A 19225-nucleotide genomic window follows, 5' to 3' on the forward strand; every position below is an offset into this window, starting at 1 on the left:
ACCACTCATCAATGTCTCACCCTAGCAGCCATTCGATGTTGCCGCACTTGCCAGTATAGACGCCATTCTGCTCGAACAGCCGAATGCATGACTCGATGATGAGGGCGGTGTTTCCCTTCTCAAGACGATGTAGCTTGACCGAAATCACTTGTTTACGATCGATTGATGTGGTGCGTGGATAATGAAGCTCATGAAAGCACTTTTGATCACGATCATCGCGGCGACACTTCTATGTCCAGTATTTGCATCTGCACAAAGCGGCTGCGCGGACAATATGACCCAAACGGGCATGAACCAATGCAGTTCTGCCGATGTAGATAAAGCGAATGGATCAATCCAAGCTGTCTACGACCGATTGCGTAGCGAACTATCGCATGAAGGCAAGAAACGCATCAAATACGCTCAAAGGTCGTGGATTGCCTTTCGTGACGCATGGTGCAAGTACGAGGCAATGTCAGTCGAACAGGGTTCTATGTACCCTTCCGTACTAGCAAGATGTCTTGTTCGCCTCACGAGCGAACAAGCTGATCGACTTACATATCAACTCACTTGCAACGGTGACGTAGACTGCCCGCGGACAGGCCCATGAGAAAGCTAATTTGCATCACTTTGGCTTGTTGGCCTGCTTGCGCGTTTGCTGACGATGTTCCTCGTTACGACCCGCCGCGATACTGTGTGACAGTTGCCGACACCGTCGGGGGATCGGAGATGATATACAACGGTTGCATAAAACAAGAACAAGACGCCTATAACCGATTGAAGGCGGATTGGTCAGGGCTTCCAGCAAAAACAAAGGCTTATTGCGATCAAGTAGCGGCCTCCATCGGCGGCACGTATGCTATTCTCCAAGGATGCATCGAGCAGGAGTTGGGTGCAGCTTCAGCTCGACCCGATTTCAAATTCTAATCATACTCTCGAGTGAACTGCCAATGCCAACTATACCACGTTCCCCGCGCCTCGCAGTCCTGATTGACGCCGACAATGCTTCTGCAAAGATAGCCGATGGGTTGTTCGAGGAAATAGCTAAGATCGGAGAAGCCAGCGTTCGACGCATCTATGGTGACTTCTCAAGTACCCGCTCAAAAGGCTGGGCGGATATTCTTTCGAAGCACGCCATCATCCCGCAGCAGCAATTCGCCTACACTACGGGCAAGAACGCTTCCGACATCACATTAGTGATTGACGCGATGGATCTTCTGCACAGCGGTCGGTTCGGTGGGTTTTGCCTCGTGTCGTCCGACAGCGACTTCACCCGGCTCGCTGCACGTATTCGCGAACAGGGCGTCGATGTGTATGGTTTCGGCGAGCAAAAGACCCCCGAGAGTTTCCGACAGGCGTGTCGTCGGTTCGTTTATACAGAAAATTTACTCGCAGCTATCCCGACCAAGGGGGCTGATGAGCCTCAATCGGCCGCGCCTCTCCAGCCAACAAGCGCAGCAGCGGCGATTATCAAAAGAGTAATTGCGCAGATGGAAAGCGAGGATGGTTGGGTGTCGCTCGGCGTAGTCGGCAATCAACTTGCCAATCTCGTCTCCGATTTCGACCCGCGTACCTTCGGCTCGCGTAAATTAGGCGACCTCGTGCGAAAGACGAATGAGTTCGAAATCGACCATCCTGAGGGCGGAACTATGCGCATCAGGGTGACATCGAAGCCCTCCGGGCGATCAGTGTCGAAGACAAGGCAGACTTCCTAACCTCCGAGAACCTTCTCTTATAGAGCCCTATTTTGGCTCGCCGGGGTCATCCAAAATGCCACTCCGTCTTTGCATCAAGCATGCCCTCAATGTCATCTGGCCCGCCAGTCTCCGGCAGGAAGCCATGCTGGCTAGTCAGATGGCGGCCCGGACCTTGCATCGGCACAAACCGGAAACCTTCCCCGCTCACCGTCGCAGGCGCTCACCAAGCAGGCTCAGATCATGCAGAAGGCGACCCGCTGCAACGGGTAAGATTGCACCTTTCGGCGAAATAGGCGAAGCTTCTGGCGGTGGGAGGGCTGGCAGTGGATGGACAATGGCTAGGACCGTTTAGCGGAACAAATAACGGCATCATGATGATCGACGCCGATCACTATGGCGATCACGTGCGAGGCTCCGCGTATGCCTTTGACGACACGCAAGGCTTTCCAAGCGTCTTGACCTCATTTCGCACTACGGACTTAAATGCGGTCCAGACATTTGATGTGGTGTTAGATTACTTGCACCCTTACACGCTGGATTTGCTTCCGAGGCATGAACTACCTCAGCTATTTCCCAATCAACAGCTTCCCCAAACAGCGACAATTACGTTGGCCCTAAAGACACGATCCCTGAACGTCGCGTGGCGTACACCGATAGGTACGTCTGGCACGGCAACACTTCCGCGCAGCAAAGCCGGAAAAGCATCGGACTATAGGGGAGACCGCAAGGTCCGTTCCTGGGACAAGTTCAAACAGTTCGCTATCGAGTTGGAACCGGGCCGGTACATATTTAGGGGGCAATCACTGCCTTCAAGGCTGCGGACGTCTTTCCATCGCACCAAGCGCAAAAATCTCTTGCAGTTCATAGACGAGGATATTCCGATCCTTCACAGGACGCTGATGGCGAGAACGCGACATCTGTTTAATTTGGGCGAGCCGATGCAGAACGGGGCGTTCTGGAACCTTATTCAGCATCATGGCTATCCCACACCGCTTTTGGACTGGACACATTCACCTTTTGTGGCCGCCTATTTTGCATTCTCGAAGTTGCGCAATGAAGCTACTCGGTCCGACAAAGTGCGCATTATCATGTTTGATCGCAGACAATGGGTTAGCGATCTGAGGCAACTTCAGCGGGTACACTTCGTCAGGCCACACCTATCCATATTGGAGGCTTTGGCAATCGAAAACGAACGTGCCCTACCCCAGCAGGCCCTGTCTAGCATCACCAACGTCGACGACATCGAGGGCTATATTCATAGTCGCGAAGTCGAGTTAGGAAAGCAGTATCTCAAGGTCTTTGATCTTCCTTACGAAAATCGCGATAACGTGATGAAGGAACTCCGCCTAATGGGCATCACAGCCGGTTCGCTATTCCCCGGCTTGGATGGAGCATGTGAAGAACTCAGATTACGGCAGTTCCCCTAAAGACATCAAATACGCAACTCAGCTATTTCTCGAACATAGCCCATCTTTCAGTGCGGTCATGTCATGTGAGTGTCCCACGGTAGTTCGAACTTCTGCACGTGGTCGAGGTTTCGGGCGTGCTTTGTCGCAAGCGTATTTATGACTTCTTCTAGAGCCTGCTCGGAAAGGATCATTCGGTTTTCGCTAAAGGCTTCTTTGTCTTCCTTCTCGAAATGGTTCTTCGTGTTCTGAATGTGGATGCGGTTCCGTAGCTTACGCAACTCGTCCAGCTTTTCGTAAAATATCGTGCTTTTCAAATCGAAGAAGTCATTTTCCTTGAGCTGGCGATGTACTTTTCGAACTCGTCAATTTGCTTGCCTCTGATCGCGTCCAGTACCTTTTGCGGAAGCGTCATACCCTCCCGCGTGTTGTTCTTGATCCGGGCATGGAAGTCGTACAGAAGGGCCTCGATGATGGAGATGTTCAAGAGCGTGATCGGCTTTAAAAGGTATCGCTTCCGGGCGGGCGTTCCTTCGGCCCGTAATGTATACAGCATTTTTAGAATACTGAGGTTATAGACGATGTTGTCGCCCAGCTTAAAGTCACCAATGAATTTGCTTTCGTAAGTTACCAACTCACCCCTCCCGACGACCGCATCGACTTTCGATACCTTCACTTCCAAAATGCTGTAGTCGAACTTCAGCCCGTTGGCTTGGAACCCGTCACCGTGAAGTTCCACCCGGACGGCACGTTCCACATGATGACCCAAAAGTATGCTGGGATCAACGAGCCGACGACAGCCGAAGTACCCGACGTTGCCGATTGGTGGGAAAAGAAGGTACTAGACACTGGCCCGACAATAAGCTCCCCCGATACGTCGATTGCTACGGGGACCGGCATGGCAAGCCGCGTATCTACTTCAATCGGCTCGGAACGCCAATGACCAGGCTACCGGGGGCCGGTCTAAAGTGAAGTCTTCATAACCGATTATCAGAAGGCCCTTGCGGGGCGTTGCGGAGAAGCCGACTGTCGGGGCAAGGAAGACCCGTCGCGGGCACCGTCGACCTGATCGCGCAATACTACCAGTCTCTTGTCTTGGTTCAAACAGCAGACGCAACGAAGTGGAACTTTCGCAGCGTCATAGAGCCGTTCCGCGCCGAGTTTGTCTCGCAGGTGACGGCGGCGCTCCGAGCAACCGCCATTGATTATGTGGCGTTGCAAAAGTCGAGTGTGTCGCAATCAACCTGATAGTCCCACGCCCCGATGTCGTCGAGGTACTCTTTAGCTATAAATTCCTTGAGGCATGCTTGGACTTCCCCAGAGACATACTCCCAACTGGGGCCACTAAATTTCGTTTTCATTGGCAAGGGGATCACCTTAGTCCAGGCATGTTGGCTCACATACCAATTTTTGGCGTACTCCATGCCGATAGACAACAATTCTTTCTTAGTGAATGCATCGCAATAGTTCCATCGGTTGAAAAGCCGCTCACGTAGTCGTCTGAACCGTTTCCCCGCAGGTCGTACGTGGATGGTGTCGTCGTTTCGTCTGTTTACTCGGTATCCAAGAATTTCGAAACCATCGACAGAAGTCGAAATTGCATGGTCGTGAAACTCAAGTGGTCCGGCAGGGTGGTTTTTCAACCGATAGGCCAGGGCCTCTAAGGACGTCGTTAGTTCCGATTGGGAGCGCGCACCTATGGCGAGGTCATCCAAATGGCTGAACCAAACCAAGTCCCATTTCTCCAATGTTCGCTGGAGTTCCCGTCCGAGAAACGTGCGTGCAATTTGTGGAGCACAGACGTCGCCCTGCATGATCCCCTGCCGGACCTTTTTGAGTGTCGCCCCGATGCTTTCCACGCAATATGGAAGACCGTGAGGCAGATCGTGAATGTGTCCGCTAAGGAAATCTTGCTCCGATAGAGTAAGACCATGCTTTGCATCGACAAACGTGATCGTGGCTTCTGAAGGAAGGAACACAAGGTTCTCGATCATCCACGTTGGCAGTGGAAAGTCCTTCAGGTGAGCCGGTCGCAAGGACGGGAAAAAGTCTTTGATGTCTAAGCTAATCCAGTGTTCGTAGCCCTCCTCGATTTTTGTTGTGATGTTTTTGAACAGCTGGCCTTCTCCGCCAGCTCCCGCCACCGTGCTGTCGAACGGACTATCGCCCATCATTACGAGCAGAATGTCACGGAGAATAAGTTGCTGTGCTCTGCGGCGTATGCCGGTTAGGCTGATTGGCCTCCATGATCCCGGCTTCGACGGTATGGGTTTGATGATAGCGGTTTCATGGTACGTTTTGCTGAGGCTGATCTCTTCGGCCATTGCTACCATTTCAGCGAACGATATTGGTTCACCATATTTCTGCGTCGCACGCACTACGGCGTTAAATTTCGCGTCGAACGAATTCAAGATTCGGGTTCTTGCTTCAGCTGCTTGAGACTTACCCTTCGAAGTCACTGCTACATGAAGGCTCTTAAGGCGGCGCTCATATCCCGCCGAGGCTTTTTTATAGACTTAATGTCGATGACTGAGAACGCCGATGCAGGGTCCGTTTTCGCAGCCTTCTTTGCTCGCCCAAGGTGGGCACGTATGGCTTGTTGAATATCCTCCATGATCTGGTCTACATGAGGGGCCATCACAGTTCGCTCCTTCCACGGGTGATTTCCGGCTGCTCGATAAATGCCTTTTGGTTAGACATGCGGTGGTGAATTTTACCGTGCCGCCTCGGATGTGTTTGTTCCGGACTGTTGACCCAGCCATAGCAATTAATTGCACAGGGGGCGAACACGTTCAGGTGTAGGCCGAGCACTAAAGTCATAGTTCCACTGTCGCTCACTTTTTCCGAAAGTTATTCATCGTCATCGTCATCGATCTCGAGACTTGGCACTCCATTGTTCACATGAATTTCCAATGCCGCTATCTTCTTACGCAGGCGGGCTAATTCGCGATCATGCGCCTTCAACTTAGCCACAACGGGGTCTTCGGCGGCAAACGACGCTTCTAGGCGAATATTGATTTCGCCATTCATAGTCCGCCCATTTCGTTTGGAAGCTTTTTCGATTTTCTGTCGAAGCTCGACGGAGATGCGCAATTTCATGTCGGGGGCTATTTCGCTCATGGGTACCATATACCCCAACAAGGGGTTGACGGAAAGAGCAAAAAATACTACCCTCATTGGGTATTTAAATACCCGTCTGGAGAAATCAAATGCCCGTGGATGACCTTAAGGTTCGCGTTCCCCGCGACCTCAAGCAGTGGCTGAAAGAACGCGCGAAGGATAACAGTCGAACCCTCAATGGCGAAGTTCTCGCTCTTCTGAAGGCGACCAGACAGGCCGAAGTCCAGATCGAAATCGTGTGATGTCGGTAACCGTTGAAAGCGGCTCGCGTGCACGTGCCGGAATTTTAAGGCGGCTCGTTTATATGGGCCAACCCGGCCATATCAATATGCCACTAGAGCTGATCGAGGGAATACGTGATGGCTCTGAATTCGTGCAGAAGCGGCTTGGTGGGACTGAGAGGCTATCTAACGGATCTAGTGAAATGGCACTGACGTCATGCTGAAGTTCGTCAAAACTTTGAATAAAACTTCGACGCCGAAGTCGGATTTTCTGACTGAAGAGCAAGCAGCGGTCTGGCTCGGCGTCTCCATCTTCACCGTCCAGCGTGAGCGAAAACGTGGCAACATTGGTCACGCCATGATCGGTAGCCGTGCTCGCTACTCTCTCGCTGACCTTCATTCCTACGTAGCGTCCAAGAGCGTAAAACCATGTCCGAAGACCGGTTCCAAATTGGGGAATACTACCTCGTCAAGCACCCCAACTCCCCAGTTTACAAAGCAGGCTGGTATGATACCCGCGCCCGACAAACAAAGCGCGCTAGCCTTGGCACAGAGGACCTTCAAGAAGCCAAAATCCGTCTAGCTGAGTTCGTCACCAAGAACGCCATGATCAAGGACCAGGCCCCGGTTGACATGCCTGTAGCGACGGTCCTTGTCCGATATTGGCTGGGTCACGCCAAGGACATGCGGTCCAGTGAAGCAGCGCAATATGCGCTTGGCTACTGGACTGAGTTTTGGGCCGAAGCGACCATTGGCGATCTGATAATTTCCCGGCAGGAGGAATTTATCGTTTGGTTGAAAGTGAAGGGCTTCAGCAACAGCTACGTGAGCCGGATCATGGCCATAGGGCGTGCGGCCATCCGAAGGGCGTGGAAGCACGGGGAAATCACGTCCGTGCCGTTCATCATAGACGAACGAGACAGGTCGGATGCAGAGGAGTATTACCGCCTCGACAAGGACGAAATGCGGTTGCTCCTGACCACCGTCCAGCGTTGGCCACACCTGTACGTCTACACAATGATTGCATTGAACACGCTGGCGAGGCCGGAAGCGATCCTCGATCTTGCGCCAGCGCAGGTGAAGTATGCCGACCATCATATTCATCTCAACCCCAAAGGGCGAAGGCAGACAAAAAAACGTCGACCTATCGTGCCGATCACCGACACTCTACGTCCTTTTCTGGTGCGGAGTGATGTGAAAAGGTTCGTTAATTGGCGCGGCAGCCCGATCAAAAGCATCAAAAAAGGCTTCAAGACCGTGGTCGAAGCCGCTGGACTACCGATCGAAATCGCTCCCTATAGTCTTCGCCACACAATGGCAGTGGAACTCAGGAAACGAGGCGTTCCAGCGTGGGAGGTAGAGGGTTTGCTTGGCCATCGTAGGCCGAGTGTCACCGAAACCTATGCTGAATATTCGCCAGACTACCTGTCGAAGGGCAGGGAAGCGATAGATGCATATTTCGCTGATTTGGACCTGCGTTTGCCGGTTCCAAAATACCTCTGCGTGTCAGTTGCGTGTCAGTCCGCCGACGAACAAATTTCGTCCGTTGCCGTAAAGTCAGTGATTTCATTAGCTTTGGATGGTGGGCGTGACAGGGATTGAACCTGTGACCCCTGCAATGTCAATGCAGTGCTCTCCCGCTGAGCTACACGCCCATCCAACGCCGCGCATACACCACTTTTGTTCCAGCGCGTCAATAGCGACAGACGCAAAGAACGTGCGGAAAATCGTGCTTGGTCCTAAAGGTTTAAAACTGCAGCGCGAAGCGGTCAGGCAGCTTGAAGCATCTTTTCGACTTCGTTGACAAGATCGCGCAGATGGAAAGGCTTCGACAGGATCTTGGCATCTTTCGGTGCCTTGGAATCCGGGTTGAGTGCAACAGCTGCAAAACCGGTAATAAACATGACTTTCAGGTCGGGGTCGATCTCGGTCGCGCGCCGGGCAAGTTCGATTCCGTCCATTTCGGGCATGACAATGTCGGTCAGCAGCAACGAGAATGGCTCTTCGCGCAAACGCTCGTACGCACTGGCACCATTATCGAAGTCGCTAACCTGGTAGCCGGCGCGTTCGAGCGCCTTGACCAGAAAGCGGCGCATGTCGTCGTCGTCTTCCGCTAGGAGAATGCGTTCCATCGTATCCCGTCCGAATCACCCGCTCAAGATTGCCGCCGGGCAATCCCGTTAACCATCCTCTATATGTAGTATCGCCGGTAAACATCAAGTGAACGCCGCATGGGAAGATCATAGTGAAGGCGGGCTAGATCGCTGTGATACTGGACATGCCTCATCCAAGATGGCACTTTTCGGTGATGGTAAGCATATGCTCGAGAAGTTGTTTCCATTGACGACGCCAGCCGCGGATTTTTCAGGCGTTCCGCCTTTTGAAATTCGTTCGTCTGCGGAGCAGCGTGTTCCTTTCATTTTCAGTTCTCCACATAGCGGACGCTACTATCCCGAGCGATTTCTTGCCATGACACGGCTGGATAGCAATGTGATCCGGCGATCCGAGGATTGCTATGTCGATGAACTGTTCGGTTCAGCGGTCATGCTGGGCGCGCCTCTATTGGCGGCGAACTTTCCGCGCGCCTATCTCGATGCCAATCGAGAGCCGTGGGAACTTGATCCGCGCATGTTTTGCGAACCAGTTCCTTCCTATTGCAATATCCGCTCGGCACGGGTGGCGGGAGGGCTCGGTACGGTTCCGAAGCTGGTGGGGGAAGGGCTTGATATTTATTCCGGGCGGCTGCCGCTGTCCGAAGCGATTGCCCGCATCGAGGTTGCATACAAGCCTTTTCATGAAGCTCTCAAGCTTCTCCTGACAAGAACACATGCCAAGTTCGGCTACGCAATCTTGATTGATTGTCATTCAATGCCTGCCAGTGTTCGCGTTGGAAATGACGGATGCAGGCCCGATTTCATCATTGGTGACCGTTTTGGCACCTCGGCTTCCGGCGCGTTGACCGAAACCGCCATAGGGCTACTTTCAGGCATGGGCTATACGGTCGCGCACAACAAGCCTTATGCGGGAGGTTTCATCACCGAGCATTATGGTCGCCCAGTACGCCACCTTCATGCGCTCCAGATCGAGGTCAATCGCGGTCTCTATATGAATGAACGAACGCTCCAGAAGTCGTCGGGCTTCGAGAAGCTCGGTTGCGATATGAGATTGTTTTGCGCGGATCTCATGGCGATACCCGATCATCATTTCCTCGATCTTCCACTCGCCGCAGAGTGATGCAATCACCTGCCGGAGTAAGATGAGAAAAAGCGGTGCCGCTTTTGCGCCCGCCTGCTGCCCAAAAGTGTGCAGCGGTTTTTCCCATAACGACATTCATGAAAACAAGGGCTTGAAGCGCGTGCAATGAAACCGCCAACGCGCGACATGCTTCAGGCAAAAAAAGACCGCATCGTTTGTACGACACGGTCTTGAGTCTAGGGAGGAAATGCCCAAGAAGAGCATAGACAGGAAAACCTGTCCGGGAACGAGATTATTGTGCGGTGCACAAATGTCAAGCGTGCGGAGGCGTTTGCCGCGACAAATCAAGAAATAAAGCGGGCGTGGCAATCCTGTGCCAGCTTTGCTATGACGCTGGTTCGGGTACGAAATTTCCATGTGCCTGTGCTTCTCGGGAGACGAAATTGGATATTTCCACCGAATTCATTCGGCGCATCGCTCATGTGGCCGCAGCCGAAACCCTGCCACGTTTCCGCAGCCAGGGAGCGGTGGATAACAAGCTTTCAAAGGGGTTCGATCCAGTCACGGAAGCCGATCAGGAGGCTGAACGCGCCATCCGCAACCTGATCGGTCGAGAATTTCCCGATCATGGTATTCTGGGTGAGGAACATGGCAGCGAAAATCTGGATAGTCGCCATGTTTGGGTGATCGACCCGATAGATGGCACGCGCGCCTTTATCTCAGGTATTCCGGTATGGGGAACATTGGTTGGTCTCACCGTCGATGGCGATGCAATTGCGGGACTGATGGCACAGCCATTCACCAACGAACTCTATTTTGCCAATTCGGCCGGGGCATTTTATGAAGGCCCGGGCGGGACACGCAGGCTTGCAGTGCGCCAGACAACATCTCTTGCAGATGCGATTTTGTTCACGACGACGCCTGCCTTGTTTAAAGGCGATATGCGACCTCGCTACGATCATCTGGAACAGCAGGTGCAGCTGGCTCGCTATGGTACTGATTGCTATGCATTTGCCATGCTCGCGGCCGGTTATATCGATATTGTCGCCGATCCGGGTTTGAAACCTTATGACATTGTCGCCTTGATTCCGATCATCGAAAAAGCAGGCGGGATAATCACCACTTTCGACGGTGGACCGGCGGAAAATGGTGGAGACGTTCTTGCTGCCGCTACACCTGAACTGCACGCTGCCGCACTTGCTGCACTCTACGCCTGACCGATTGACGTGGTCTTGAGCCTTCCGTCACCCCAAAACCACGACACACCGATGCTCTAAAGTGTGCCGTCGTCGGTTCCGGGTATGAATGCATTGATGGCTGCGAGCAGTTGTTCGCGATAAAGATCAGTTTCTTGCAGGATTTCGTGACGCGCCCCGTCAATCATCAGCAACGATCCGAGACGCAAATGCCTTGCGTAAGAGGCCACAGCTTTCGTGGACACGACCTGATCTGCTCCGGCGCCTATTACAAGCATCGGGATGCGGATGGCTGCCATGAATTCCGGTTTGGTAACAGCCAAAGCAGCAGAACTTGCAGCCCTTAGCCAGCGGATGGTCGGGCCGCCCAGCGCAAGATGCGGGAAGGCTTCATAGATTGCCGTATTACGCCGATACCGGGCTGGGTCAGATGTCAGCTTGTTGGTATCGAAAGGTGCGGTTTCCTTGGGACGTGGCCCCCATGCAGCGTAGAGGCGCCCCATGCCAATACTGCTCAAAAGCGTTGTCACCCATCGCACCATCTTCATTGATACCGGCTGACCGGGAAGCGCGAGGAATGGGGCGATCAGAACCATGCGGCGAACGCGGTTGACCATATTGGGTGCAGCGAGAAGCGCCACCACTGCTCCCGTCGAGTGAGCGAGAATATAGAAGGGTCCGCGACAGTCAGGCAGTACAATCTCCTGAAAGAACTGTTCCAGGTCTTTCGCATAATCATTGAAGCTCTTGACGTAGCCGCGCTGGCGGTTTCGCAGCAGTCGATCGGACCCGCCCTGTCCGCGCCAATCAAGGGTTGCGACGCCCAGTCCCTTGTCGCAAAGATCGCGGATGGTTTCGAAATATTTTTCAATGCATTCGTTTCGACCGGGCAGGATGATCACCGTGCCCTTGTTGGGGCCCTTGTTGGGGCCCTTGTCGGGCAAGACCGTCGCTGCAAAGCGCGCATAGCGGATATTTTTGCCGTCGCGCGAGGTGAAGAAGCCCGCGATGGCGTTTTCCGGAATCGGATTGCCGGGAATTTCGTGCAAAAGGTCCATGTCTGGCAATTCGTTCGTGTCGTGGGCCTGCGTCCGGCTGGCGAGGTGTGTGCATGGTGATAGAAAGCCTATGGGGGAAAAGCAAAGGAATTCCGGTGAAATGAGTAAGGCCGGAAGCCGTTCAAGACGTGCTTCCGGCCTTTGTCGACCCGGGGGAAGGGACGTTACACCCGGCTCGGCCTTATCGCGGTCGCTCTATGTGGCCGCTTTGTGCAGTGTTGAGTAACCGTAACGCAGCTTGTGTGAACATCGTCCGATGAGGGCGTTCATCTGACGTTCACAAGGGCGGGTGCGAAGAAATTTTTGCACTTGGGGCAATCTTGAAATGTAGCGAGGGTGCTCCCAAATGACTGGAGCGGTCGCCGTTATCGGGGTCGCTGGTTCAAGGAACGCCGTGAAGGGTTTCTCGCTGGACCATAACGCAAACCTTGTTGCTCAAAAGGAGAACACATTATGCGTCACGTTGATTTTTCCCCATTTTATCGCTCGACCGTTGGCTTCGACAGGATGCTCACCATGCTGGATTCACTTGCCCAGCCGGAGGGCGCGCAGACCTACCCGCCCTACAATATCGAAAAGACTGGCGAGGACGCCTATCGCATCTCGATGGCCGTTGCTGGCTTCTCGGATGAAGAGATTTCGATTGAGGCACACCGCAATGTGCTGACCGTGAAAGGCGAACGCAAGGAAGATGCTGACGGCGAAGGTTCAGAACTGCTTTATCGCGGTATCGCTTCGCGCGCTTTCGAACGCCGCTTTCAGCTCGCCGATCATGTCGATGTTGTGGGTGCTGCGTTGAAGAATGGTCTGCTTTTCGTGGACCTGAAGCGCAATATCCCGGAGGAACTGAAGCCGCGCAAGATCGCCATCTCGGCAACGACGGCGAAAGCCAAACAGATTGAAGCCAAAGCGGCCAGTTAATCTGTGTGACCTGATTTCTCTCACCTCCCGAGAGAAGGGCGACGCCGCGAGGCGTCGCCTTTTGTTTGCAGGCTTCATTAATGAGTCCTGACCCTAATTGCCCTATGCGCCGATGAGTTCGGCAAATTGCTCGATCTCTTCAGCGGTCGTGGCGAAACTGGTGACGAAGCGATAGATTTTTTCATCGGGCGCGAGCGCGTCTGTGAAGCTGGCAGGCGTTGGCCAATCGTAGAATGCCGCGCCCTCAGCCTGGAGTTTTTCGGCGACGGTTTTCGCCATGATCGCAAATACTTCATTTGCTTGTGGTGCCCATGCAAGGCGCACTGAGGCGGAAGCCCCGAGGGTGGCAGCCAGACGCGCAGCCATCGCGTTAGAGTGGCGCGCACTGTCAAGCCACAGCCCGTCTTGAAAATAGGCATCGAACTGGGCCGCGATGAAGCGTGATTTCGAAAACAATTGTGCTGCCCGTTTGCGCAGGAATGCCATCTCCGCAGCCTTGTCGAGGTCGAACAGCAGGATCGCTTCCGCGCACCAGCAGCCATTTTTCGTTCCGCCAAAGGAGACGACGTCAACGCCATTTTTCCATGTCATTTCGGCTGGCGTTGCGCCAAGTGTGACGAGTGCATTGGCAAAGCGTGCGCCGTCCAGATGCAGCGGGATCGAGTGGCGTTTGGCCAGTTTTGAAATGGTCGCGATTTCGTTGAGATTGTAGAGGGTGCCTATTTCGGTTGATTGCGTGATGGAAACTGCCATTGGCCTTCCGGCATGGACAAATTCCGGGACAAAACGATCCAATGTGTGCTCAAGTGTGATGGGATCGATCTTGCCGAGTGCGCCATCAACGGCATGTAGCCTCGCACCCCCTGAAAGATATTCAGGCGCGCCGCATTCATCTTCGATCATGTGCGCTTCACTGTGGCAGAAGGAGATGCCGCCGGGCTTGTTGTAGGCTGTCAGCGCCAATGCATTGGCGGCAGTTCCAGTCGCCACAAAGAATACTGCGACCTCTCGTTCGAAGATTTCGCTGAATTTTTCCTGAACCTGGCGATCCAGGGCGCTGTCACCATAGGCCGTGGAAAAGCCGCCTGAATTGGAAGACAAGTGAGCCGCGATCTTGGGATGGGCACCTGCCCAATTGTCGGAAGCGAAGTACATTGGCATATCCGTGTCTGTTGAGGCGAAAACGGCGCGACATTGACCGGTTTCGTCGTCATTGTGCAAGAGCCAGCCAAAGATGCCGGGTTAATGCAAATCATGGGACCGGAAATGGGGCTTTGCGGACCGAAAGTTTCGCGATGTTTCAAATATGTGTAATTTTCTGTCGCTGGCTGGCCATGAATTTTGCTGAATCGGTCTTGTGTGAGGTTACGAAATCTGACATAAAAATTTAGGACAGTAATGCTGTCTTATTTTATCGCGCAGCGTACGCGGGAATGTCGTATTGTCGGCATTGATCCGGTTGCTATCGCAAGCGGCACTTCATTCGGGCCGTATGGGTTGGCGAGGCTTTCGCAAGACCTGCCGAACGGGTTAAAGGAGGCGGGCGCTTCCTATCGATAAAAAAGCGCATTATTGGCGCGGAACGGAGGACATGACGATGACGGACGTGACGCCATCTGTGACGACGGATTTTACAGCCGAAGTGCAGACGAAAGCGCATGCCGTCAAACCGGGCGCGCGTTCATTGAGCGCGCCTGTTGCTCAAGGCCTGTATGATCCGCGCAACGAACACGATGCTTGTGGAGTTGGCTTCATTGCCAATATGAACGGCGAGAAGTCGCACCAGATCGTCATCGACGGGCTTCAAATGCTCGAGAATCTGACGCATCGCGGGGCAGTTGGCGCTGATCCGTTGATGGGAGATGGTGCAGGACTGCTGATCCAGATTCCCGATCGCTTCTTTCGCGAGGAAATGGCCAAGCAGGGAATAGAACTGCCGCTTTCGGGACAATACGGTGTTGGCCACTGGTTCATGCCGCAAGATGAAGAGCTTCGTGCCCATATCGACGAGATCATTGTCGAGTCGGCCCAGTCCGAAGGCTTGCCGCTGCTCGGCTTTCGAGATGTTCCTGTCGACAATGCATCCTTGTCCAAGGCCCCGGAAATCGTTGCTGCGGAGCCGCGTCACCGCCAGGTATTCATCGGGCGCACGCCGGAAATCGACGATGACGAAGAATATGAGGCGCGCCTTTATCTTCTGCGGAAGGTGATTTCAGGGCGCATTTATGGTGAGAACAACAACAGGGATATCGGCGCCTATTGCGTGTCGCTGTCAGCGCGCACCATTGTTTACAAAGGCATGTTCCTGGCAAATCAGGTTGGTGCCTACTACAAGGATCTTGACGATCCTCGTTTCGAAACAGCGTTGATCCTTGTCCATCAGCGGTTTTCGACCAACACGTTCCCGTCTTGGAAGCTTGCCCATCCCTACCGCATGGTCGCGCATAATGGCGAAATCAACACGGTGCGCGGCAATAACAACTGGATGGCGGCGCGTCAGGCTTCGGTTGACAGTGAATTGTTCGGCAACGACATCTCGAAGCTCTGGCCGATTTCATATGAGGGGCAATCGGACACTGCCTGCTTCGACAATGCGCTCGAATTCCTGTTCCAGGGTGGCTATTCGCTGGCTCACGCCATGATGATGCTGATCCCCGAAGCATGGGCCGGCAACAAGCTGATGAGCGAGGACAGCAGGGCGTTCTATGAGTATCATGCCGCCTTGATGGAGCCGTGGGACGGGCCAGCCGCGGTTGTGTTCACGGATGGGCGCCAGATCGGCGCGACGCTTGATCGCAACGGTTTGCGGCCAGCGCGCTACATCGTTACCGACGATGGGCGTGTCATTATGGCATCGGAAGCTGGTGCGCTGCCGGTTCCGGAAGAAAAAATCGTCAAGAAATGGCGGTTGCAACCTGGCCGCATGCTGCTCATCGACCTTGAAAAAGGCCGCATCATTTCAGATGACGAAATCAAGTCGGAAATTGCGACGAAGCATCCCTACCGCAAGTGGCTGTCCAATACCCAGTTGATCCTTGAAGACCTCAATCCCGTTGAGCCGCGCGCGTTGCGCAAGGACGTGTCGCTGCTCGACCGTCAACAGGCTTTTGGTTATTCGCAGGAAGACCTGAAAATCTTGATGTCGCCGATGGCGACTACCGGCCAGGAAGCCGTGGGTTCAATGGGTACGGACACACCTATCGCGGCCATGTCGGACAGACCGAAGCTGCTTTACAATTATTTCAAGCAGAACTTTGCTCAGGTCACCAACCCGCCGATCGACCCGATCCGCGAAGAGTTGGTGATGAGCCTGGTTTCCTTCATTGGACCGCGGCCGAATATTTTCGATCTTGTCGGTTCGTCGCGTCGCAAGCGGCTTGAGGTTCGCCAGCCGATATTGACCAATGCCGATCTCGAGAAAATCCGGTCTATCGGGCATACCGAGGAACGCTTCGACACCAAGACGATCGACATCACCTATTCGGCAAGTGAAGGCGCGGCAGGTATGCCCGGAGCGGTTGAGCGACTTTGTGACAGGGCAGAGGCAGCAGTTGCCGGCGGTTATAACATCATCATCCTTTCAGACCGCCAGCTTGGCCCTGACCGTATCGATATTCCGTCATTGCTTGCGACCGCTGCGGTACACCACCACCTGATCCGCAAAGGGTTGCGCACTTCGGTCGGTCTGGTGGTCGAGTCAGGTGAGCCTCGCGAAATCCATCACTTCTGCTGTCTGGCGGGTTATGGCGCGGAAGCGATCAATCCGTATCTGGCTTTCGATACGTTGACCGACATGCACAGGAATGGTGCGTTCCCGCCGGAAGTGGATGATCAGGAGATTGTGTCACGCTACATCAAGTCGATTGGCAAGGGCATTCTCAAGGTCATGTCCAAGATGGGGATATCGACCTATCAATCCTATTGCGGCGCGCAGATTTTTGACGTCGTGGGACTGAAGGCAGATTTCGTCGACAAGTATTTTACCGGCACCGCAACGCATATCGAAGGGGTTGGTCTGGAGCAGTTGGCGACTGAAACGGTCAACCGGCACAGTTCCGCTTTCGGTGACGATCCGGTCTTGCGCAACGCATTGGATGTCGGTGGTGATTATCTTTTGCGTATGCGTGGCGAAGCGCATGCGTGGACGGCTGATGCGGTTGCGACATTACAGCATGCGGTTCGGCAAGGTTCCTGGGATACCTTCAAGGCGTTTTCGGAGCAGATCAACAACGCAGCGGTTCATGCACAGTCTATTCGCGGCCTGTTCAAGATCACCATGGCGGAAGACGCCGGGCGCAAAAAAGTGCCACTTGATCAGGTGATGCCGGCTTCCGAAATCGTCAAACGTTTCTCAACGGGAGCGATGTCGTTTGGCTCGATTTCGAGAGAAGCCCACACGACGCTTGCCATTGCGATGAACGAGATCGGCGGCAAGTCGAATACCGGAGAGGGTGGCGAGGAACCGGATCGATACCTTCCCTTGCCGGGTGGCGGCAAAAATCCCGAGCGGTCGGCCATCAAGCAGGTGGCATCGGGACGCTTCGGCGTCACGGCGGAGTATCTTGTCAATTCCGACATGATCCAGATCAAGGTTGCGCAAGGGGCGAAGCCGGGCGAGGGTGGGCAGTTGCCCGGTCACAAGGTCGATGCGACCATCGCCAAGACGCGCCATTCCACACAGGGCGTGGGGTTGATTTCGCCGCCGCCTCACCACGACATCTATTCGATCGAAGATCTGGCGCAGCTCATCTACGATCTGAAAAACGTCAATCCGGCTGCCGATATCTCGGTCAAGCTGGTGTCGGAGGTGGGCGTTGGCACGGTCGCTGCCGGCGTAGCCAAGGCGCGAGCGGACCATATCACGGTTTCGGGCTATGATGGTGGCACTGGCGCGTCACCGCTGACCTCGCTCAAACATGCTGGCAGCCCATGGGAAATGGGGCTTGCCGAGACGCACCAGACCCTGGTTTTGAACGGATTGCGCAGCCGCGTGGCGCTTCAGGTAGATGGTGGTTTGCGCACGGGCCGCGACGTCATCATAGGCGCGTTACTGGGTGCCGACGAGTTTGGATTTGCGACGGCTCCGTTGATTGCGGCTGGATGTATCATGATGCGCAAGTGTCATCTGAATACGTGTCCTGTTGGTGTTGCGACGCAAGATCCCGTGCTTCGCAAGCGCTTCAAGGGAACGCCGGAGCATGTCATCAATTTCTTCTTCTATGTTGCAGAAGAGGTTCGCGAACTCCTTGCCGAAATGGGCTTCACCCATCTCGATGAGATCATCGGCAATACCGATCTTGTGCAAAAGCGCGAACTGATCGAGCATTGGAAGGCTAAGGGGCTCGATTTCTCCAAAATTTTCTACAAGCCCGATGCGCCCCATGAAGCGACACATTGGAGCGAGCGTCAAAAGCACCCGATCGACGATGTACTGGACCGCAAGCTTATCGAACTGGCCAAGCCGGCGCTTGAAAAGAAAGAGGCGGTCAAGATCGAGGTTCCGATCCGCAATGTCGATCGCTCAGCGGGAGCCATGCTCTCTGGTGAGGTGGCCAAGCGGTTCAAACATAAGGGGCTGCGTGACGACACGATTTCGATCAAGTTGACCGGCACTGCAGGTCAGTCTTTCGCAGCTTTCCTGACACGCGGAATTTCGTTTGATCTGGTGGGCGCTGCCAACGACTATGTTGGAAAGGGCTTGTCGGGCGGGCGTATCGTCATCAGGCCGCCTGATGAAGCCAAGATAATCGCGGCCGAATCCATCATCGTCGGCAACACCGTCCTGTATGGAGCGATCGAAGGCGAGGCGTATTTCTGCGGCGTCGCTGGTGAACGTTTCGCGGTGCGCAATTCCGGCGCGATTGCCGTCGTCGAAGGTGTGGGCGATCATGGTTGCGAGTATATGACCGGCGGCATTGTCGTTGTCATCGGCCAGACGGGGCGCAACTTCGCTGCGGGCATGTCCGGGGGCGTGGCTTATGTGCTGGACGAGGACGGCGATTTTGCCGAACGCTGCAACATGGCCATGGTCGAGCTTGAACCGGTGCCGGAAGAAGACGACATGCTGGAAAAACTGCACCATCATGGCGGCGACATCGATCATAAAGGTCGCGTTGATGTGTCGGGAGACATGACGAGCCATGACGAGGAACGCCTGTTCCAGCTCATCTCGAACCATGTGCATTTCACAGGCTCCAAACGCGGCAAGGAAATTCTCGATGGTTGGGCAAACTTCCGGCCGAAATTCCGCAAGGTCATGCCGGTTGAATATCGTCGCGCCTTGATCGAGATGGAGCGCAGTCGCATGAACGTGGCGGCAGAGTGATGGCCAAAATGGTTTCGACAAAGGTGTCTGGATCATCCATCAGGCACAAAACCGGGGCGCGACCGCGCTAAACGGAAAGCCGCAAGACGGCTTGAACCGCCGGACCA

General features: G+C 54.3%; 16 protein-coding genes, 1 tRNA gene and 1 pseudogene. 11 read left to right on the forward strand and 7 right to left on the reverse strand.

Going from position 1 to position 19225, the window contains the following annotated elements; translation table 11 throughout:
- Nucleotides 1-274: 274 nt before the first annotated feature.
- From AC0L7S_RS11680 to AC0L7S_RS11690, 3 genes are all read left to right on the forward strand, one after another.
- Complete coding sequence (locus AC0L7S_RS11680) at nucleotides 275-589, forward strand: lysozyme inhibitor LprI family protein (RefSeq protein ID WP_473474273.1); 315 nt, start codon at nucleotides 275-277, stop codon at nucleotides 587-589.
- 340 nt (nucleotides 590-929) lie between these two features.
- Complete coding sequence (locus AC0L7S_RS11685) at nucleotides 930-1694, forward strand: NYN domain-containing protein (protein WP_473471074.1); 765 nt, start codon at nucleotides 930-932, stop codon at nucleotides 1692-1694.
- A 305-nt stretch (nucleotides 1695-1999) separates the two neighbouring features.
- A complete protein-coding gene (locus AC0L7S_RS11690; RefSeq protein WP_473471076.1) occupies nucleotides 2000-3103 on the forward strand; it encodes an FRG domain-containing protein in 1104 nt (367 codons plus the stop codon).
- A gap of 292 nt (nucleotides 3104-3395) precedes the next feature.
- On the opposite strand, the gene AC0L7S_RS11695 is transcribed toward AC0L7S_RS11690, so the two are convergent.
- The gene (locus AC0L7S_RS11695; protein WP_473471078.1) at nucleotides 3396-3839 is read right to left on the reverse strand and encodes a hypothetical protein; all 444 of its coding nucleotides are present in this window, start codon (nucleotides 3837-3839) and stop codon (nucleotides 3396-3398) included.
- On the opposite strand from AC0L7S_RS11695, the gene AC0L7S_RS11700 reads away from it, so the two are divergent.
- Nucleotides 3840-4025, forward strand: a complete 186-nt coding sequence (locus AC0L7S_RS11700) for a hypothetical protein (protein WP_473471080.1) — start codon at nucleotides 3840-3842, stop codon at nucleotides 4023-4025.
- Between the two features lie 262 nt (nucleotides 4026-4287).
- Here the strand turns inward: AC0L7S_RS11700 and AC0L7S_RS11705 are convergent, their stop codons facing one another.
- Together AC0L7S_RS11705 and AC0L7S_RS11710 are read right to left on the reverse strand one after the other, a co-directional pair.
- Nucleotides 4288-5493 (reverse strand): reverse transcriptase domain-containing protein, encoded by a 1206-nt coding sequence (locus AC0L7S_RS11705; protein ID WP_473471081.1) that lies wholly within the window; start codon nucleotides 5491-5493, stop codon nucleotides 4288-4290.
- Nucleotides 5494-5932: 439 nt separating this feature from the next.
- Nucleotides 5933-6181, reverse strand: a complete 249-nt coding sequence (locus AC0L7S_RS11710) for an Arc family DNA-binding protein (protein WP_473471084.1) — start codon at nucleotides 6179-6181, stop codon at nucleotides 5933-5935.
- Nucleotides 6182-6291: 110 nt separating this feature from the next.
- Here AC0L7S_RS11710 and AC0L7S_RS11715 point away from each other — a divergent pair, with 110 nt between their 5' ends.
- The 3 genes and pseudogenes from AC0L7S_RS11715 to AC0L7S_RS11725 all read left to right on the forward strand — a co-directional run bounded on the left by AC0L7S_RS11715 (nucleotide 6292) and on the right by AC0L7S_RS11725 (nucleotide 8025).
- Nucleotides 6292-6444 carry an Arc family DNA-binding protein gene (locus AC0L7S_RS11715; RefSeq protein ID WP_473471086.1) on the forward strand — a complete coding sequence of 51 codons (153 nt, stop codon included), beginning with the start codon at nucleotides 6292-6294 and terminating at the stop codon, nucleotides 6442-6444.
- A gap of 196 nt (nucleotides 6445-6640) precedes the next feature.
- A pseudogene (locus AC0L7S_RS11720) lies at nucleotides 6641-6829 on the forward strand (helix-turn-helix domain-containing protein); the annotation flags it as partial.
- Nucleotides 6830-6852: 23 nt separating this feature from the next.
- A complete protein-coding gene (locus AC0L7S_RS11725; protein WP_473471088.1) occupies nucleotides 6853-8025 on the forward strand; it encodes a tyrosine-type recombinase/integrase in 1173 nt (390 codons plus the stop codon).
- Here AC0L7S_RS11725 and AC0L7S_RS11730 read toward each other — a convergent pair.
- A tRNA-Val gene (locus AC0L7S_RS11730) sits at nucleotides 8004-8078 on the reverse strand. The two genes, AC0L7S_RS11725 and AC0L7S_RS11730, sit on opposite strands and share 22 nt — an antisense overlap.
- Before the next feature lie 114 nt (nucleotides 8079-8192).
- A complete protein-coding gene (cpdR, locus tag AC0L7S_RS11735; RefSeq protein WP_473471089.1) occupies nucleotides 8193-8555 on the reverse strand; it encodes a cell cycle two-component system response regulator CpdR in 363 nt (120 codons plus the stop codon).
- A gap of 187 nt (nucleotides 8556-8742) precedes the next feature.
- Here cpdR and AC0L7S_RS11740 point away from each other — a divergent pair, with 187 nt between their 5' ends.
- Nucleotides 8743-9657 (forward strand): N-formylglutamate amidohydrolase, encoded by a 915-nt coding sequence (locus AC0L7S_RS11740; protein WP_473471091.1) that lies wholly within the window; start codon nucleotides 8743-8745, stop codon nucleotides 9655-9657.
- Nucleotides 9658-10061: 404 nt separating this feature from the next.
- Nucleotides 10062-10835, forward strand: a complete 774-nt coding sequence (hisN, locus tag AC0L7S_RS11745; protein WP_473471093.1) for a histidinol-phosphatase — start codon at nucleotides 10062-10064, stop codon at nucleotides 10833-10835.
- 56 nt (nucleotides 10836-10891) lie between these two features.
- On the opposite strand, the gene AC0L7S_RS11750 is transcribed toward hisN, so the two are convergent.
- A complete protein-coding gene (locus tag AC0L7S_RS11750; RefSeq protein WP_473471095.1) occupies nucleotides 10892-11872 on the reverse strand; it encodes an alpha/beta fold hydrolase in 981 nt (326 codons plus the stop codon).
- 453 nt (nucleotides 11873-12325) lie between these two features.
- Here AC0L7S_RS11750 and AC0L7S_RS11755 point away from each other — a divergent pair, with 453 nt between their 5' ends.
- Complete coding sequence (locus tag AC0L7S_RS11755; protein ID WP_473471097.1) at nucleotides 12326-12793, forward strand: Hsp20 family protein; 468 nt, start codon at nucleotides 12326-12328, stop codon at nucleotides 12791-12793.
- A gap of 102 nt (nucleotides 12794-12895) precedes the next feature.
- Here the strand turns inward: AC0L7S_RS11755 and AC0L7S_RS11760 are convergent, their stop codons facing one another.
- Entirely contained in the window at nucleotides 12896-13948 is a 1053-nt protein-coding gene (locus AC0L7S_RS11760) for a threonine aldolase family protein (protein ID WP_473471099.1), read from the reverse strand.
- 442 nt (nucleotides 13949-14390) lie between these two features.
- On the opposite strand from AC0L7S_RS11760, the gene gltB reads away from it, so the two are divergent.
- The gene (gene gltB, locus AC0L7S_RS11765; RefSeq protein ID WP_473474274.1) at nucleotides 14391-19118 is read left to right on the forward strand and encodes a glutamate synthase large subunit; all 4728 of its coding nucleotides are present in this window, start codon (nucleotides 14391-14393) and stop codon (nucleotides 19116-19118) included.
- The last annotated feature ends 107 nt before the right edge of the window (nucleotides 19119-19225 follow it).

The organism is Mesorhizobium sp. G2-6-1, from assembly GCF_055809095.1.

What these genes read in the sequence shown, in the direction of transcription:
- AC0L7S_RS11725 (WP_473471088.1), top strand. Translation starts at nt 6,853, where the DNA reads ATGTCCGAAGACCGGTTCCAAATTGGGGAATACTACCTCGTCAAGCAC.
- AC0L7S_RS11760 (WP_473471099.1), bottom strand. Translation starts at nt 13,948, where the DNA reads ATGTACTTCGCTTCCGACAATTGGGCAGGTGCCCATCCCAAGATCGCG.
- AC0L7S_RS11755 (WP_473471097.1), top strand. Translation starts at nt 12,326, where the DNA reads ATGCGTCACGTTGATTTTTCCCCATTTTATCGCTCGACCGTTGGCTTC.
- AC0L7S_RS11715 (WP_473471086.1), top strand. Translation starts at nt 6,292, where the DNA reads ATGCCCGTGGATGACCTTAAGGTTCGCGTTCCCCGCGACCTCAAGCAG.
- cpdR (WP_473471089.1), bottom strand. Translation starts at nt 8,555, where the DNA reads ATGGAACGCATTCTCCTAGCGGAAGACGACGACGACATGCGCCGCTTT.
- AC0L7S_RS11680 (WP_473474273.1), top strand. Translation starts at nt 275, where the DNA reads ATGACCCAAACGGGCATGAACCAATGCAGTTCTGCCGATGTAGATAAA.
- AC0L7S_RS11685 (WP_473471074.1), top strand. Translation starts at nt 930, where the DNA reads ATGCCAACTATACCACGTTCCCCGCGCCTCGCAGTCCTGATTGACGCC.
- AC0L7S_RS11750 (WP_473471095.1), bottom strand. Translation starts at nt 11,872, where the DNA reads ATGGACCTTTTGCACGAAATTCCCGGCAATCCGATTCCGGAAAACGCC.
- AC0L7S_RS11710 (WP_473471084.1), bottom strand. Translation starts at nt 6,181, where the DNA reads ATGAAATTGCGCATCTCCGTCGAGCTTCGACAGAAAATCGAAAAAGCT.
- gltB (WP_473474274.1), top strand. Translation starts at nt 14,391, where the DNA reads ATGACGGACGTGACGCCATCTGTGACGACGGATTTTACAGCCGAAGTG.
- AC0L7S_RS11700 (WP_473471080.1), top strand. Translation starts at nt 3,840, where the DNA reads ATGATGACCCAAAAGTATGCTGGGATCAACGAGCCGACGACAGCCGAA.
- AC0L7S_RS11740 (WP_473471091.1), top strand. Translation starts at nt 8,743, where the DNA reads ATGCTCGAGAAGTTGTTTCCATTGACGACGCCAGCCGCGGATTTTTCA.